General features: G+C 71.0%; 14 protein-coding genes and 4 tRNA genes. 9 read left to right on the top strand and 9 right to left on the bottom strand.

Annotation, left to right across the window (positions count from 1 at the left end):
• Position 1: 1 nt before the first annotated feature.
• Both ACIRR8_RS08705 and ACIRR8_RS08700 read right to left on the bottom strand, forming a co-directional pair.
• Positions 2–259, bottom strand: a complete 258-nt coding sequence (locus ACIRR8_RS08705) for a DUF3073 domain-containing protein (RefSeq protein ID WP_007447468.1) — start codon at positions 257–259, stop codon at positions 2–4.
• Positions 260–572: 313 nt separating this feature from the next.
• A complete protein-coding gene (locus ACIRR8_RS08700) occupies positions 573–1,673 on the bottom strand; it encodes a Leu/Phe/Val dehydrogenase (RefSeq protein ID WP_404060850.1) in 1,101 nt (366 codons plus the stop codon).
• Between the two features lie 199 nt (positions 1,674–1,872).
• On the opposite strand from ACIRR8_RS08700, the gene ACIRR8_RS08695 reads away from it, so the two are divergent.
• Together ACIRR8_RS08695 and bldC are read left to right on the top strand one after the other, a co-directional pair.
• Positions 1,873–2,736, top strand: a complete 864-nt coding sequence (locus tag ACIRR8_RS08695) for a hypothetical protein (protein ID WP_404060848.1) — start codon at positions 1,873–1,875, stop codon at positions 2,734–2,736.
• A gap of 644 nt (positions 2,737–3,380) precedes the next feature.
• A complete protein-coding gene (gene bldC / locus ACIRR8_RS08690; RefSeq protein ID WP_003949541.1) occupies positions 3,381–3,587 on the top strand; it encodes a developmental transcriptional regulator BldC in 207 nt (68 codons plus the stop codon).
• A gap of 629 nt (positions 3,588–4,216) precedes the next feature.
• Here bldC and ACIRR8_RS08685 read toward each other — a convergent pair.
• From ACIRR8_RS08685 to hrpA, 3 genes are all read right to left on the bottom strand, one after another.
• On the bottom strand, positions 4,217–4,564 hold the full coding sequence (locus ACIRR8_RS08685) for a DUF6274 family protein (protein WP_404060845.1): 348 nt from the start codon (positions 4,562–4,564) through the stop codon (positions 4,217–4,219).
• Between the two features lie 140 nt (positions 4,565–4,704).
• Positions 4,705–4,779 (bottom strand) — tRNA-Asp (locus ACIRR8_RS08680).
• A 116-nt stretch (positions 4,780–4,895) separates the two neighbouring features.
• A complete protein-coding gene (gene hrpA, locus ACIRR8_RS08675) occupies positions 4,896–8,828 on the bottom strand; it encodes an ATP-dependent RNA helicase HrpA (protein ID WP_404060842.1) in 3,933 nt (1,310 codons plus the stop codon).
• A gap of 126 nt (positions 8,829–8,954) precedes the next feature.
• On the opposite strand from hrpA, the gene ACIRR8_RS08670 reads away from it, so the two are divergent.
• From ACIRR8_RS08670 to ACIRR8_RS08660, 3 genes are read left to right on the top strand one after another with little or no spacing between them, the layout of a single operon-like run.
• The gene (locus ACIRR8_RS08670; RefSeq protein WP_404060839.1) at positions 8,955–9,446 is read left to right on the top strand and encodes a hypothetical protein; all 492 of its coding nucleotides are present in this window, start codon (positions 8,955–8,957) and stop codon (positions 9,444–9,446) included.
• 59 nt (positions 9,447–9,505) lie between these two features.
• A complete protein-coding gene (locus ACIRR8_RS08665) occupies positions 9,506–10,318 on the top strand; it encodes a DsbA family protein (protein WP_404060836.1) in 813 nt (270 codons plus the stop codon).
• Positions 10,315–11,166 (top strand): cytochrome c biogenesis CcdA family protein, encoded by an 852-nt coding sequence (locus ACIRR8_RS08660; protein ID WP_404060833.1) that lies wholly within the window; start codon positions 10,315–10,317, stop codon positions 11,164–11,166. The genes ACIRR8_RS08665 and ACIRR8_RS08660 overlap by 4 nt, the downstream gene beginning before the upstream one ends.
• A 612-nt stretch (positions 11,167–11,778) precedes the next feature.
• Here ACIRR8_RS08660 and ACIRR8_RS08655 read toward each other — a convergent pair.
• From ACIRR8_RS08655 to ACIRR8_RS08640, 4 genes are all read right to left on the bottom strand, one after another.
• Positions 11,779–11,855, bottom strand: a tRNA-Phe gene (locus ACIRR8_RS08655).
• 21 nt (positions 11,856–11,876) lie between these two features.
• A tRNA-Asp gene (locus tag ACIRR8_RS08650) sits at positions 11,877–11,951 on the bottom strand.
• Positions 11,952–11,989: 38 nt separating this feature from the next.
• Positions 11,990–12,062 (bottom strand) — tRNA-Glu (locus ACIRR8_RS08645).
• Positions 12,063–12,142: 80 nt separating this feature from the next.
• Positions 12,143–13,735: a metallophosphoesterase gene (locus tag ACIRR8_RS08640; RefSeq protein WP_404060831.1), complete on the bottom strand. Its 1,593-nt coding sequence runs from the start codon at positions 13,733–13,735 to the stop codon at positions 12,143–12,145.
• Positions 13,736–13,834: 99 nt separating this feature from the next.
• On the opposite strand from ACIRR8_RS08640, the gene ACIRR8_RS08635 reads away from it, so the two are divergent.
• From ACIRR8_RS08635 to ACIRR8_RS08620, 4 genes are all read left to right on the top strand, one after another.
• Positions 13,835–14,185 (top strand): metallopeptidase family protein, encoded by a 351-nt coding sequence (locus ACIRR8_RS08635; RefSeq protein WP_015610126.1) that lies wholly within the window; start codon positions 13,835–13,837, stop codon positions 14,183–14,185.
• Positions 14,182–14,658 carry a CrcB family protein gene (locus ACIRR8_RS08630; RefSeq protein WP_404060827.1) on the top strand — a complete coding sequence of 159 codons (477 nt, stop codon included), beginning with the start codon at positions 14,182–14,184 and terminating at the stop codon, positions 14,656–14,658. The genes ACIRR8_RS08635 and ACIRR8_RS08630 overlap by 4 nt, the downstream gene beginning before the upstream one ends.
• Positions 14,655–15,029, top strand: a complete 375-nt coding sequence (locus ACIRR8_RS08625) for a fluoride efflux transporter FluC (RefSeq protein WP_404060824.1) — start codon at positions 14,655–14,657, stop codon at positions 15,027–15,029. The genes ACIRR8_RS08630 and ACIRR8_RS08625 overlap by 4 nt, the downstream gene beginning before the upstream one ends.
• Before the next feature lie 242 nt (positions 15,030–15,271).
• Positions 15,272–15,889 carry a hypothetical protein gene (locus ACIRR8_RS08620; protein ID WP_404060821.1) on the top strand — a complete coding sequence of 206 codons (618 nt, stop codon included), beginning with the start codon at positions 15,272–15,274 and terminating at the stop codon, positions 15,887–15,889.
• The last annotated feature ends 48 nt before the right edge of the window (positions 15,890–15,937 follow it).

The raw sequence follows: 15,937 nt of genomic DNA, 5'->3' as shown, positions 1-15,937 counted from the left end.
GTCAAGCGCCGCGGCGCTGTGACGACGGACCGGACTGATCGTCCTGATCCTCGTCATCGTCCTGGTTGTAGCGATCCGCGTACTGTGCGTACGGGTCATCTTCCTCGTCGTCGTCCTCGAACGGCTCGGCGTTCGGTGGCTGACTCGAAGGCGATGCGCCCAGCTCATTGGCCAGACGCGACAGGTCCGTCCCGCCGCTGCTGTACTTCAGCTGGCGGGCGACCTTGGTCTGCTTGGCCTTTGCCCGGCCGCGCCCCATGGCTCGACCCCCTCGGTGACGGGGCTCGACGGCCCCAGAGTCTTGACACGCGTTCATGTTTCAGGACGGACTCTCGACAGAGAGACCGCGCCCGTAGGGCTTTAACGGTACCTGCTTCCGTGGCCATACGGTACGCCGCCCGCGTCTTGCGCCCCGGTGCAGACCAGTGGGGAGCCCTGTCCTCGCTGGTCAACTGCGATTTTAACCTCTTCTGCGCGCACGACCCGCCGACCGGCGTGAGTCTTGTCTCCCGCCGGTGCCTCACGGCTCCTCCGCGGGTCTCCCGCCGGCCGCCGGGCCGTGCGCGTGCGCGTCAGCGGTGACGCGCCTCGGCCATCCGCTGCTCGGCGATCCGGTCGGCCGCCGCGGCCGGCGGAATCCCATCAGCCTTCGCACGTGCGAATATTTCCAGCGTGGTGTCGAAGATCTTCGTGGCCTTCGCCTTGCACCGGTCGAAGTCGAACCCGTGCAGCTCGTCGGCGACCTGGATCACGCCGCCGGCGTTGACCACGTAGTCCGGCGCGTAGAGAACCGACCGGTCGGCCAGGTCCTTCTCGACGCCCGGGTGGGCCAGCTGGTTGTTGGCCGCTCCGCAGACCACCTTCGCCGTGAGCACCGGCACGGTCGCGTCGTTCAGCGCGCCGCCGAGCGCGCAGGGAGCGTAGACGTCCAGGCCCTCGGTGCGGATCAGCGCCTCGGTGTCGGCCACCACGGTGACCTCGGGGTGCAGATCGGTGACGCGGCGCACCGACTCCTCGCGGACATCGGTGATCAGGACCTCGGCCCCGTCGGAGAGCAGGTGCTCGACGAGGTGGTGGCCCACCTTGCCGACGCCGGCGACACCGACCTTGCGGCCGCGCAGCGTCGGGTCGCCCCACAGGTGCTGGGCCGAGGCCCGCATGCCCTGGAAGACGCCGAACGCGGTGAGGACGGAGGAGTCGCCGGCGCCGCCGTTCTCCGGGGAGCGGCCGGTGGTCCAGCGGCACTCCCGGGCCACGACGTCCATGTCGGCGACGTAGGTGCCGACATCGCAGGCCGTGACGTACCGGCCGCCGAGCGAGGCGACGAACCGGCCGTAGGCCAGCAGGAGTTCAGTTTTCTGCGAGGCCTCGATCTTCTCCGGGTCGCCGATGATGACGGCCTTGCCGCCGCCGTGGTCGAGCCCGGCGAGGGCGTTCTTGTACGACATCCCGCGCGACAGGTTCAGCGCGTCGGCGACGGCCTCGGCCTCGGTCGCGTACGGATAGAAGCGGGTGCCGCCGAGGCCGGGGCCGAGGGCGGTGTTGTGGAGGGCGATGACGGCCTTGAGGCCGGTGGCACGGTCCTGGCAGATGACGACTTGCTCGTGGCCCCCCTGGTCCGAGTGGAACAGGGTGTGCAGTACATCAACAGGCGCGCCGGTCACATCGGTCACTGTGGTGACTCCCAAGTACGAAGCGGCGGGAGGCCCTCCTAGGGGTGGGGAGGGCCCCGGGACCTGTCGTCGGACAGGCCACGGACCGGCCGGCACGGCCGGTCCGATGGGCAAGAGCGTAAGTCCTCCGGCGGCGGGGATCTGCCCTCGTGCCGAGGATCACCCCAAGGGGGTGCGCGCGCGTGGCACGATGCGCTGCATGTCGGTGGTGTCTTCGGTGTTCGTCCCTTACACGTCCTACCTCCGGGTGTACGAGCCGCTCGCCGCCTTCGCGGAGCCCGAGCGCAGCCACTGGGCCCGTTACGCGGAGCGCCCGGTGCTCCCGACCGCCCAGGACGAACTCCGCCGCGCGCTGGCCGACCTGGTGCCGACGCCGCCGGTCGGGGTCCCGGTGCACGAGAGCGGTGACGCGTTCGTGGCGGAGGTGGACGGGGTGGTGTGCGTCTGCCCGTGGCGGACCCGGCTGCGCGGGTGGCTCGCGCTGGAGGAGCTGGAGGGGGCGGGCGCGCGGGAGGGGATGTTTCCGGCCAACGTGCTGGAGGCGCTGCTGCCCGAGGTGGTGCGGGGTCAGGCGCGGGCGGACCACGAGCGCTGGCTGCGCCGGAACCCGGACGCGCGCCCGTGGATCCGGACGACGGTGTGGCAGGTGCCGGTGCGGTGGTTCGTCCTCTTCCGGGACGAGGAGCGGGAGTACGCGGCGGCGGACGGCGACGGCGGGGAGCCGGTGCTCCGCTACCGGACGCCGATGGTGGAGGCCCGGCGCCGGCTGGCGCGGGGGCTGCGGACGCTGCGGGAGAACGTGGCCGACGGGCCGCTCACCGAGGGGCTGGTGGAGGTGGGGCGCTGGCTGGAGGAGTTCCACCCGCGCTCGCTGGTGGAGCTGGACTACGGGGGCCTGGTGCACGCGCTCCCGGCCGGGCAGCTCGCGGCGGACCGGTCCGCGGCGGATGTGGCGGAAGGGCTCGCCGCGCTCGGGAACGGTGACGCCGAGGGCGCCGGGGAGGCGTACGCGCGGCTCGCGGAGCGGTGGCGGGCCGTGCGTGATCGCCAGTTCACCAATTGACGTGAAAAGACCCACAGCGGCATCAACAGGACGGAACCGGGGCATCCTTCATCCAGGACGGACCGGAGGGCCGGACGGGCCGGCGGAACGGCGGCCCGACCGGGCGGAGTGCAGGAAGGAGGGGAGAGCTGACGGGCCGTGAACCTGCGTCCCGTGGGACGCGTGTGGTGGGTGGGGCGGAAGGGTACGCCTCGCGACCCAGGACCTACGTCCCGAACCGGGCCTTTGCCTCAAGCGTGATGGATAGCACTAACGGGGCCCTTGCGCCCATCCCTACTCCTCGTGCCAAAATAGGACAAGGAGTCCGGGGAGGGCTCCTTCCGTCCAAGTAAGGGCGGAATACTCAGCATTGCACTCTATGGGGGGTCTGACGACTCCTGATCGCTCTGTGACTGATCGTCACGGTGGTGTGACTGTCCGCTATGGCATGGTCCATCGGCTTCCGTCGCTGATGAACACCTGGGAGGGCAATTCCATCGGTTTGGCCGACGCGGCTGGACGGATGGTGTAGTTGTAGTGCCGAGGACAAGCCGTTCGTCCTATAACCGACTCGGCCCGCGTCCGCCATTTCGGGCAACGCGGGTCAAGGTGCAGAATTTAGAGGAAAGAACCGAGAAGGTTCGGTTCTCCCGAGGAGGCCGCTCATGACCGCTCGCACCCCTGATGCCGAGCCGCTGCTGACCCCGGCTGAGGTTGCCACGATGTTCCGCGTGGACCCGAAGACGGTCACCCGTTGGGCCAAGGCTGGCAAGCTCACGTCCATCCGCACGCTCGGTGGACACCGCCGGTACCGCGAGGCAGAGGTCCGCGCACTGCTTGCGGGTATTCCGCAGCAGCGCAGCGAGGCCTGACACACCCCTGCCTCGCAGCTCAACGCAGTAGCAGCACCGCATCACAACAGGGCAGCCGCCAGGTCCCCCAACCCCAGGCCGCCCCTATACAGCTCCACTCGACGGACGCCTGCCCCAACGGGCGTCATACCTATGTACGGGACGCCTGTACGGGTACGTCGGCATCGATCGCGCTGGACTCCGCCGGGTCCAGCGCGATCTTTTCATGCCCGGGAAGACCTGGGCCGGCATCGCGCCACCGAGGCCTCTCGTGCCCCCGTGCGCCCCTTCCACGCCCCGCGGGGGACCCGGCAACGGGCGGGCGATAACCGGGTGGTCGGTCGGCTTCCGGGCTTCCGTGGCCCGCCCGGCCGACCGCCCCGCCGTCCGTCCAGGCGCCGTTCGTGGGTCTGTGAGCGGGTCTGTGCGGGAGTGTGGGTGAGCGTCCCGGACGCGGTGGGACAGCCCCGGACGGAACGGTCCGACCGGAGGGTCGGGGCAGTGCAATTGCACATATTAAATTCGCCAGTTGTAGGGGAGGCGTAAACTACCCCGGTCTGAAAACTCTTTCGGTGACACCCGTCACACTGCCTGATGCTTGCCAACTCCGAGCGTGCCACTGTCCGGACGCGAAATCATCCGGCCGATGGTCATGGAGTGGAGGGCCTTTCGGCCCCATCGGCGCCCCCGGCCCGGGCCTCGTTCGTGTCCTCGCGCCCGTCCTCGTACCTCTCCGGCGGCACGGAGCCGCTCTCCGCGGTCGTGGGGCCGCCGGAGAGGCTCCGGGGCCCCTGGGGCTCGTAGGGAGGTTCCGGAGCCGGTCCGGCGGCCTTCCGGGTCCCTTCGCCGCCTTCGCCGCTCTCTCCCGGCTCCATGGCGAGGCGCAGCAGCCGGTGGCAGACCGGGCAGTGGCGGGTGAGGTGCCCGTAGCCGTAGGCGGCCGCCAGATGGGCGCGGAGCAGTGCGCGGGTCTCGTGTCGTGCCGTGGACGCGGACATGCGAGCCACCTCCCGGTGGACCCGGCCGCCCCTCGCCGAGGGAAACAGGGGCAGCCTCGTCTCTACGGGGTACCGGCGGCGGAAGGCGCCGTCAAGACGCGCGAAAGCCCGGATCGAAACGATCCGGGCTTTCGTCACTGCGGTCCTGACGGGATTTGAACCCGCGGCCTCCACCTTGACAGGGTGGCGAGCACTCCAAACTGCTCCACAGGACCAGGTTTTCGCCGCTTGCCTTGCGGCTTGCTGCGAAACCAGACTGTACAGGAGGTGGGAGGTCCAGGTCGACTTCACTCCTGGTGGCGACACCGTCACCGCCTCCCGGGCCTCCTCCTCAGGGCGCGAGGGCGTCGATCGCCTTCACGATCCGCTTGTCCGAGACCGGGAACGCGGTGCCCAGCGCGTGCGCGAAGTAGCTCACCCGCAGTTCCTCGATCATCCAGCGGACGTCCAGCACCTCCTGGCCCACCGGCCGTCCCTGCGGGAGCTGTTCGAGCAGCCACGCGTACTCGTCCTGCATCTCGTGGACCTTCGCCATCCGTGTGGTGTCCCGCTGGACGGCCGTCGGCATCTGCTGGAGCCGGCGGTCGGCCGCCACGAGGTACCGCATCAGGTCGGGCAGCCGCCGCAGTCCGGTGGCCGTGACGAAGCCGGGCGGTACGAGCCGGGCCAGCTGCTCCCGTACGTCGGTGACGTTGGCGACCAGCGTCAGGCTGTTCGTCGACTTCAGCCGCCGCTCGCAGGCCTGCCAGGCGGCCAGGATCTGCTGCACCTGGTCGATCGTGCGGACGGTCAGGTCCACCAGGTCCGCGCGCACCTTGTCGTACAGCGTCCGGAACGCCTTCTCGTCCCACGCCGGGCCCCCGTACGCGGCGATCAGCCGGTCGGCGGCGGCGGTGGCGCAGTCCTCGAAGAGGGCCTGCACCGAGCCGTGCGGATTGCGGGACAGCGCCAGCTTCTGCTGATTGCTCAGCCGGTCCGATGCGAACTTCGCCGGGTTCACCGGGATGTTGAGCATGATCAGCTTCCGCGTGCCGCGCCACATCGCCTGCTGCTGCTCCGCCTCGGTGTCGAAGAGGCGTACGGCGACGGTGTCGCCCTGGTCCACGAGGGCCGGGTACGCCTTCACCGGCTGCCCGGCGCGCCTGGTCTCGAAGACCTTGTTCAGCGTGCCGATCGTCCAGTCCGTGAGGCCCGAGCGCTCGATGGACTCGCCGGACGGTCCCGCGGTCGCCGCGGCGGCCTTGGAGAGCGCCTGGCGGGCCTTCGGGCGCAGCTGGAGCTTGAGCGCCTCCAGGTCCTTGTCCTCGGCGACCTTGCGGCGCCGCTCGTCGACGATCCGGAACGTGATCTTCAGGTGGTCCGGGACCCGGGAGAGGTCGAAGTCGTCCGCCGTGACCGGGACGCCGACCATCCGCTGGAGCTCCCGGGCCAGCGTGAACGGCAGCGGCTCCTGGAGCGGGACGGCCCGGTCCAGGAACTTGTCCGCGTAGTTCGGCGCGGGGACGTAGTGCCGGCGGATCGGCTTCGGCAGCGAGCGGATCAGCTCGGTGACGACCTCCTCGCGCAGCCCCGGGATCTGCCAGTCGAAGCCCTCGGACGTGACCTGGTTCAGAACCTGGAGCGGGACGTGGACGGTCACGCCGTCCGCGTCCGCGCCGGGCTCGAACTGGTACGTCACATTGAACTTGAGCTTCCCCTGCCGCCAGGAGTCCGGATAGTCGTCCTTGGTGACGGCCCCGGCCTTCTCGTTGATCAGCATGGAGCGCTCGAAGTCGAGGGCGTCCGGCTCCTCGCGCTTCTTGTTCTTCCACCAGGAGTCGAAGTGCGCCCCGGAGACGATGTGCTCCGGAATGCGCTGGTCGTAGAAGTCGAAGAGCGTCTCGTCGTCCACCAGGATGTCCCGGCGCCGCGCGCGGTGCTCCAACTCCTCGACCTCACCGAGGAGTTTGCGGTTGTCGTGGAAGAACTGGTGGTGGGTGCGCCAGTCGCCCTCGACCAGCGCGTTGCGGATGAAGAGGTCCCGCGAGGCCTCCTGGTCGATGCGGCCGAAATTGACCTTGCGCTGGGCGATGATCGGCACGCCGTAGAGCGTGACCCGCTCGTACGCCATCACCGCGGCCTGGTCCTTCTCCCAGTGCGGCTCGCTGTAGGTGCGCTTCAGCAGGTGCTGCGCCAGCGGCTCGATCCACTCGGGCTCGACCTTGGCGTTGACCCGCGCCCAGAGCCGCGAGGTCTCCACCAGCTCCGCCGACATCACGAACCGCGGCTGCTTCTTGAACAGCGCCGAGCCCGGGAAGATCGCGAACTTGGCGCTGCGCGCGCCGAGGTACTCGTTCTTCTCGGTGTCCTTCAGCCCGATGTGCGACAGCAGCCCGGCCAGCAGCGAGGTGTGCACCGCCTGCTCGGGGATCGACGCGTCGCCCTTGGGCTCCTCGACGGTGATGCCCATCTGCTTGGCGACCGTACGCAGCTGCGCGTAGATGTCCTGCCATTCGCGGATGCGCAGGAAGTTCAGATACTCCTGCTTGCACATCCGGCGGAACGAGGACGAGCCACGCTCCTTCTGCTGCTCGCGGACGTAGGCCCAGAGGTTCAAGTAGGCCAGGAAGTCGGAGGTCTCGTCCTTGAACCGGGCGTGGTTCTGGTCGGCCTGGGTCTGCTTCTCCTGGGGCCGCTCGCGCGGGTCCTGGATGGAGAGCGCGGCGGCGATGACCATGACCTCGCGGGCGCAGCCGTTCTTGTCGGCCTCGATGACCATCCGGGCCAGCCGCGGGTCGACGGGCAGCTGCGAGAGCTTGCGGCCGAGCGGGGTGAGCCGCTTCTTCGGATCCTTCTCCGCCGGGTCCAGCGCACCGAGCTCCTGGAGCAGCTGCACACCGTCGCGGATGTTGCGGTGGTCCGGCGGGTCGATGAAGGGGAACTTCTCGATGTCGCCGAGCCCGGCGGCGGTCATCTGGAGGATGACGGAGGCCAGGTTGGTCCGCAGGATCTCCGGGTCGGTGAACTCCGGCCGGGTGACGAAGTCGTCCTCGGAGTAGAGCCGGATGCAGATGCCGTCCGACGTACGGCCGCAGCGGCCCTTGCGCTGGTTGGCGCTGGCCTGGGAGATCCGCTCGATCGGCAGCCGCTGGACCTTGGTGCGGTGGCTGTAGCGGGAGATCCGGGCGTTGCCCGGGTCGATCACGTACTTGATGCCGGGAACGGTCAGCGAGGTCTCGGCGACGTTCGTCGCGAGGACGATGCGGCGTCCCGTATGGCGCTGGAAGACGCGGTGCTGCTCGGCGTGCGAGAGACGCGCGTAGAGGGGGAGCACCTCGGTATGTCTGAGGTTGCGCTTGTTCAGCGCGTCCGCCGTGTCCCGGATCTCGCGCTCGCCGGAGAGGAAGACGAGCACGTCACCGGGGGCCTCGTGGCTCAGCTCGTCGACGGCGTCGCAGATCGCGGTGATCTGGTCGCGGTCGGAGTCGTCGCTGTCCTCTTCGAGGAGGGGCCGGTAGCGGACCTCCACGGGGTACGTCCGCCCGCTGACCTCCACGATCGGCGCCTCGCCGAAGTGGCGCGCGAACCGCTCCGGGTCGATGGTCGCCGAGGTGATGACGACCTTCAGATCGGGGCGCTTCGGCAGCAGCCGGGCCAGATAGCCGAGCAGGAAGTCGATGTTCAGCGACCGCTCGTGCGCCTCGTCGATGATGATCGTGTCGTACGCCAGCAGCTCGCGGTCCGTCTGGATCTCGGCGAGCAGGATGCCGTCCGTCATCAGCTTCAGATACGTCGACTCCGGGTTCACCTGGTCGGTGAAGCGGACCTTCCAGCCGACGGTCTCGCCCAGCGGCGTCTTCAGCTCGTCCGCGACGCGCTCCGCGACCGTGCGCGCGGCGATCCGGCGGGGCTGGGTGTGCCCGATCATCCCCCGTACGCCGCGTCCCAGCTCCATACAGATCTTGGGGATCTGCGTGGTCTTCCCGGACCCGGTCTCACCGGCGACGATCACGACCTGGTGGTCGCGTATCGCCTCCAGGATCTCGTCCTTCTTCTGGGAGACCGGCAGCTCTTCCGGGTACGACAGGGCCGGCAGCCGGGCCGCGCGCGTGGCGAGCCGTTCGGCCGCCTTGCCCGCCTCGGCCGCGATCTCGTCCAGCACGGACTGGCGGGCCTCGGGCTTGCGGATGCGGCGCGCTCCTTCGAGGCGCCGGCCGAGCCGGTTCGCGTCGCGGAGCGAGAGCTGTCCGAGCTGGGACTGGAGATCGGCGAAGGAAGTAGACATACGGATCCCAGGATCTCACCCGGGCGTGAGGAGTGGCGACCGCATTTCGGGCGGACTGCGTCACGTGCCACGTACCATTTCGGGCAGTCGAACGCTCAGCCTCCCCGCACGAAAGGTGCCGGTCCCGTGTCCCGTACGCAGTGGTGCTGCCTGACGGCGCTGCTCGCGATCGTGCTGGGGCTGCTGTGCGGACCGGTGGGCCTGGCTCCTTCTTATGCTGACGCCTCACCCTCTGAGAGCGTCGCGGTCGCTACAGGGGCAGCCGCTCCGGCTCACGTCGCTCCGGCTCCCGCGGCTCCGGCTCCCGCGGCTCCGGCTCACGCGGCTCCGGCTCCCGCCGTGAAGGCTGTCGACGCGGGCACGCCGGCCAGCGCCGTACGGGCGGCCGCCATTCCCGACCCCGGCGTCCCCGGCTGCGGGAAGCCCGGCGACCACGACAGCGCGCCCGCCGTTCCGGCCCGGGCCCGTGGAACGTACGACCAGGCTCCTGGCCTCGCCCCGTGGGGCCTGCCCGCCGCGACGGGCGCGCTGTCCGCAGAGGAGACGCCGGGGATACGGGTCCGGGCCCCGGTCCGCGCCACTCCGACCCCCGTCGAGCTCTCCGTGCTGAGGGTGTAGGCCGGCCCACCGCCTGACCCGCACCCTCTCTTTCGCTCACCTTTCGCACGGAGTCCCGCATGCCCACGCCCAAGAAGTCCACCGCCGGATCGAAGAAGCCTCTCGTCTACGGCGCGGTGATCGTCACCGCCGCCGCGCTCCTCGGCTTCGCCTCCTACAAGGCCACCGTTCCCGACAGCCCCTCGACGGAGACCGCTTCCGCCGCCGAGGTCTCCGCCGATCCGCAGGCGGGCGTCTACCCGGAGCTCGCGAAGCTGGCCCGCCGCGACGCCGGCGACAAGCTGGCGGTCGGCCGCGCGGACGCGCCGGTCGTGCTGATCGAGTACGCCGACTTCAAGTGCGGCTACTGCGGCAAGTTCGCCCGTGACACCGAGCCCGAACTGATCAAGGAGTACGTGGAGGACGGCACGCTGCGCATCGAGTGGCGCAACTTCCCGATCTTCGGCGAGGAGTCCGAGAACGCCGCGCGCGGGTCCTGGGCGGCAGGTCAGCAGGGCCGCTTCTGGGAGTTCCACGCGGCCGCCTACGCCGAAGGGGCGAAGGAGAAGGGATTCTCCAAGGACCGGGTCAAGGCGCTCGCGCGGGAGGCCGGGGTCAAGGACCTGGCCCGGTTCATGAAGGACCTGGACGGCGAGGCCGCCCGCGCCGCCGTCGCGAAGGACCAGGAGCAGGCGTACGGGATCGGTGCCACGTCCACGCCGTCGTTCCTGATCAACGGCCGCCCGATCGCGGGAGCGCAGCCGAAGGAGACGTTCACGCGCGCGATCGAGGCGGCGGCGGAGCAGGCGAGGACCACCGCGGGGGCAGGAGCCACCGAGGACACGGCCACGGGCTCCGGGGACTCCGAGGGTTCCGAGGGCTCCGCCAAGTGACGCCGGACATCGGCTACTTCGCCGCCTTCCTCGGTGGGCTGCTCGCCCTGGTCAGCCCGTGCAGCGCGCTGCTGCTCCCGGCCTTCTTCGCGTACTCCATCGACTCCACCTCGCGCCTGCTCGCCCGTACCGGCATCTTCTACGCCGGGCTCGCCACCACCCTCGTCCCGCTCGGCGCCGCCGGTTCGTACGCGGGCCGGCTCTTCTACGGCCACCGCGACGCCCTGGTCACGGGCGCGGGCTGGCTGATCATCGCGCTCGGCGTCGCGCAGATCGTCGGCCTGGGCTTCGCGTCGAAGCGGATGGCGGAGATCAGCGGCCGCATCCGCCCGACCACCGCCTTCTCCGTCTACGCGCTGGGCGCGGTCTACGGCCTGGCCGGCTTCTGCGCCGGCCCGATCCTCGGCGGCGTCCTCACCGTGGCGGCGGTCAGCGGCAGCCCGGTCTACGGCGGGCTGCTGCTGGCGGTCTACGCGCTCGGCATGGCCGTACCGCTCTTCGTCCTCGCCCTGCTCTGGGAGCGCTTCGACCTGGGCCGCCGCACCTGGCTGCGCGGCCGGACCGTCCAGCTCGGCGGCCGGTTCCAGCTGCACACGACCTCGCTGCTCTCGGGCCTGTTCTTCATCGGCCTGGGCGCGCTCTTCCTCGTGTACGACGGAACGACCGCCCTGCCCGGCCTGCTCGGGGTCGACAGCTCGTTCGCGGTGGAGCAGTGGGCGCAGAAGCTCGGCGAGCGCGTGCCGGACGCGGTGCTGCTGGGGTCGGTGGTGCTGGTGGTGCTGCTGGTTATCGGCCTACGGGCCTGGCGGCGGCGTGAGCCGGTGGTGGAGGAGACCGGGAAGAGGTGAGAACGGGTCCAGGTCAGCGGAGCGACTCACCGGTGGTGTCGAGCACCGTATCGGCCAGGTGCTCGAAGACGGCCCAGTCGTCCTCGGCCGGGCGTCGCCGCTGATGGTCGCCCAGTTCGGTGTCGAGCCCGACGTACTGGGCGCCCAGCCGGTCCAGCAGGACCAGGTCGGAGTGGAGTTGTTCGAGGTTGCCCTGGCCCGGACGCCGCCTGCGTCACCGACCCGCTGTACGGGCGCGGCATGTCGCTCGCTCTCCAGCGCGCCTTCGCGCCGGCGGAACTGCTCCACGGGCATCGGGAGGTGGGCGTGGAGCAGAGTGAGCGGGCCGTACGGCTCGCCGAGGAGGTTCACCGGCCCTGGTTCGAACAGGCCGTGCACGACAGCCGCGCGCGCGCCCGGCTGTGGCGGTCCCGCGTCGGAGGAACGCCGCCTCGGCCGGTGCCGCCCGTCGCGTCCGGCCGGCCGGCTCTGGGTAGATGTCATGTACCGGGCGACACGTCAGCGCCCTGGCGGCGCGGGAAGCCCTGGGGCCGCCAGGGCGCTGACGGGACGTGCCTGGCGGGGTACATAACGAGAACGTCCCGGACGGTATACCGTCCGGGACGTTCTCATTGGTGGCTGGGGCCGGGATCGAACCGGCGACCTATCGCTTTTCAGGCGATCGCTCGTACCAACTGAGCTACCCAGCCACGCAGTCACAGAGACTGCAGCGGTCCTGACGGGATTTGAACCCGCGGCCTCCACCTTGACAGGGTGGCGAGCACTCCAAACTGCTCCACAGGACCAAGCAATGTGCGAAACAAGTCTCGCACATGGTGAAACGTGCCCCCAACGGGATTCGAACCCGTGCTACCGCCTTGAAAGGGCGGCGTCCTGGGCCACTAGACGATGAGGGCTATTGGCCCGCCGGTTCGCTTCGCAGCGCGTCGGGGACGTGAGAAGCATATGGGATGGGTGGAGCTATCGCCAAAACGGTTTACGGCGAGGGCGTCGGCCGCCCCGGAGAGCCGCTCGGAGAGGGCGTGGGGGAGGGGGAGGCGGGGGTGTCCTTCTTCAGGTTCTCCTCCGGGAGATGGCGGCTGACCTCGGCCGTAGTCAGTCCGAGGCCGCCGAGCGTGATCTCGTCCCAGGCCTGGAGGCGGCGGGTCTCGCGGTCCAGGTAGAGCACCGAGGCGCGTACCTTCTCGGGCTTGTCGTTCTGCACCGCGCGCAGCCCGCCGCCGCCCGTGGAGCCCTCGACCTTGAGCCGCGTACCGAGCGCGAGCTGCTTGTTGACCCGGTTGTGGAGGTGGCCGGCGAGGACCAGCGGGACGGTGCCGTCGGTCTGGCGGGCGGTGGCCGGGTCGTGGGCGACGGCGATGTCGACCGGGGTGCCGGCCTGCTCCTGGTCGCGGAGCGAGGTCGCCAGGCGCGCGCCCTCCAGTTCGGCGGCCGCCTTGCCGCCGACCGGCCGGGTGCGGTCCGGGGTGAAGGAGGCGTCGCCGGTGCCGGCGATGCGGAGTCCGGCCACGTTCACGGCCCGGCCGTTGTCCAGGACGCGTACGTTCCGGAACTTCTCCAGGTACGCCTGCGTGACCTTGGAGTCGTGGTTGCCGCGCACCCAGACGTACGGCGCGCCGAGGTCGCGGATCGGGTCGAGGAACCCGTTCTCCGCCGCCGAGCCGTGGTCCATCGTGTCGCCGGAGTCGATGATCACGTCGATCTCGTACTGCTCGACGAGCGAGGCGATGATGTGCCAGGCCGCCGGGTTCAGGTGGATGTCGGAGACGTGCAGGGCGCGGATGGTGCCGGGGTCCGGCTGGTAGACGGGGAGCGTCGAGGTGGCGTCGTACAGCCGGGTGACGTTGGTGACCAGGCGGGCCAGTTCCTGCTGGTAGATGTCGAACTCGGTGACGATCGAGCGCGCGTCGCCGACGAGGGACGGGGCGCTGGAGAGCAGGCCGGAGAACTTGGGCTCCAGGACGGACTTCGGGTTCCAGGTGGCGTACGCGCTGACGCCCGACGCGGCCAGCAGGGTGAGCGCGAGGCCGCCGGCGGCCAGGGCGCGGCGCGGGCGGCGGTAGACGACGAGGCCGAGCGCGGTCGCGCCGGAGATCACGGCGACACAGGAGCGCAACGCCAGCTCACGGGTGCCGGCGGCGACGTCCCGGGTGACCTCGTCCTGGAGGCCGGAGAACCGTTCCGGCTGGTCCACCAGGGCCTGCGAGCGCACCGGGTCGAGACGGTCCACGTCCACGTCGAGGCGGAGCGGCGCGATGTGCGAGTCCAGCTCCAGCGCACCGAGCGGCGACACGTTGATCTTGCTGCCGCCGGTGAGGGACGGCCGCAGGGTCATGTCGGTGTCCATGGGGCCGACCGGCGTACGGATGGACCCGACGGCGAGCAGCCCGAGCCACGCCCCGAGCACGACGACGGCGAGCATCGAGAGGGCGCGTACGTACGGCCTCCGATGGCCGGATTCCGTCAGGTCGCCGGTGGCGGGCTTGCGTGACGCGGCCTTCGGGCGGGCGGACGGGCTGAGGAGGTGCCGTACGCGGTCGGCTGCGGCACGGAACGGGGCGCGGACCATTGGGCGCGTATGCCCCGGTCAGGGCCCGGCCATGCGGAGAGCCGGGCGCGGTCCACCGCCACCTGCCCGTGGCGGGCCCCGGTACGTGACAATGGCGGTGTGCTGGAGATGACGCGGGAGCAGTTCGAAGAGCTGGTGAGCCAGGCACTTGACCGGATTCCGCCGGAGCTGATGCGGCTCATGGACAACGTGGCGGTCTTCGTCGAGGACGAGCCGGAGCCCGGCGACCCCGACCTGCTCGGGCTCTACGAGGGCACGCCGCTCACCGACCGCGGCGAGTGGTACGCCGGGGTGCTGCCGGACCGGATCACCATCTACCGCGGCCCGACCCTGCGCATGTGCGAGACGCACGAGGACGTGGTGGCCGAGACCGAGATCACCGTGGTCCACGAGATCGCGCACCACTTCGGCATCGACGACGAGCGGCTGCACGCCCTGGGGTACGGGTGAGCGAGCAGGCGCCGGAGGAACTTCCGGAGCCCGGACCGCCCGCCGCCGCGCAGCCCCGGGTGCTGGGCGCGGTCGCGGCGGGCGGCGCGCTCGGGGCGCTCGCGCGGTACGGGGCGCTGGTGCTCTGGCCGGTGGCAGGCGGCCGCTTCCCGTGGACGGTGTTCACCGTCAACGTGACCGGCTGCGCCCTCATCGGCGTCCTGATGGTGCTGACCGTCGAGCGCGGCCGGGTGACGCATCCGCTGGTCCGGCCGTTCCTCGGGGTCGGCGTACTCGGCGGGTTCACGACCTTCTCGACGTACGCGGCCGATGTCTCGGGCCTGCTGGTCCGTCAGGAGCGGGTGGCGGCGGTGGCGTACATGGCCGGGACGGCGGTGTCGGCGCTGGCGGCGGTGTGGGTGGCGGCGGTGGCGACGAGGCGGCTGCTGGACCGGGGCGCCCCGGGCGTACGGGAGGGGGGTCCGGTCGCGTGAACTGGCTGCTGGTGGTGGCCGGCGGGGCGGTCGGCGCGCCGCTGCGCTATCTGACGGACCGGGCGGTCCAGGCGCATCAGGGCCGGGGCGTCGCGTACGCCTTCCCGTGGGGCACGTTCACGGCCAACGCGGCGGGCAGCCTGCTGCTCGGCATCCTGACCGGGGCCGCGGTCTCCTCGCCGGCGTACGCGCTGCTGGCGACGGGGCTGTGCGGGGCGCTGACGACGTACTCGACGCTCTCGTACGAGACCCTGCGCCTGGCCGAGACGGGCCGGGCCTTCCTGGCCGTGGCGAATGTGCTGGCGTCGTTGCTGGTGGCGTTGGGGGCGGTGTTTCTGGGGGCTGAGCTGGTGGGGGGCTGGGCGGGGTAGGGGCGCCGGCCCTGTGGCGCCGGGACTTCGGGCTTCCGGGCTCGGTCCGAGGCGCTGCGGGCGTGTCTCCGGCGGGGTCCGGGGAGTTGGGCACGGCAACCGCCACCGCGTACGGGGAGTTGGGCACGGAAACCGCCACCGCGTACGGGGTGCGTGCTCCGCACTCCCGTACTCCGTGCCGTACGGCTCCCCCGCCCAGCCCTTTCTCCGCCCCCGCTCCCCTCGCCCCGGAGGTGCCACCCGTGCACAAGCTGTCCGTTCCTGCCCGTTGGGCAGCCGTCACCGCGTTGACGATCGTCGCGTCCACCGGCTGTATGAGCGTCGGCGACGGCGGCGCCGACCCGGGGCCCTCGGGCTCGGGCTCCTCCGGCTCGAAGGGCCGGGCCGTCGAGCCGGACGGTGGGACGGTGGCCGGATCCGGCGGCGCCGGCCACCGCGGCGGTGACGCCCACACCCACTCCGACTCCGACACCGCCGGGGCCGCCGACGCGGACCCGAAGAACCCCAAGGGCACGCCGAGCCCGAAAGCGTCCGGCGCCGCGCCGTCGGCCTCAGCGAAGAGCGGCGGCCCACGCCCCGAGCCCGGCGCCCCGCAGCCCTCCCGCCCCGGCCGCCCGCCGGCCCCGGCGCCGTCCGCGCCGGGCCCGGGTGAGCCGCCGCCGGTCGTTCCGGAGCCGCCCGCTCCGCCGCCCGCGCCCGATCCGGACCCGGAACCCGAACCACCCGCACCCACCGAACCTCCCGAGCCGCCTCCCTCCGCCTCGCCCGCCGCGCAGTTCCGTACGCAGTCGATGGACGGTGCGGAGGAGAGCCGGCCGTTGCGGACACCGGAGGCATCACCGCAGGTGAGGCCGGTGTAGCGGCGGCGGAGAGGGGGTCGGGTTGCGCAAAGTGGGTGGGAGTGCGTA

The organism is Streptomyces sp. NPDC101178, assembly GCF_044767965.1.
Lineage (GTDB): Bacteria > Actinomycetota > Actinomycetes > Streptomycetales > Streptomycetaceae > Streptomyces.
Note: the sequence above shows the minus strand (reverse complement) of the source record. Positions and strands in the feature narration are given on the sequence as shown.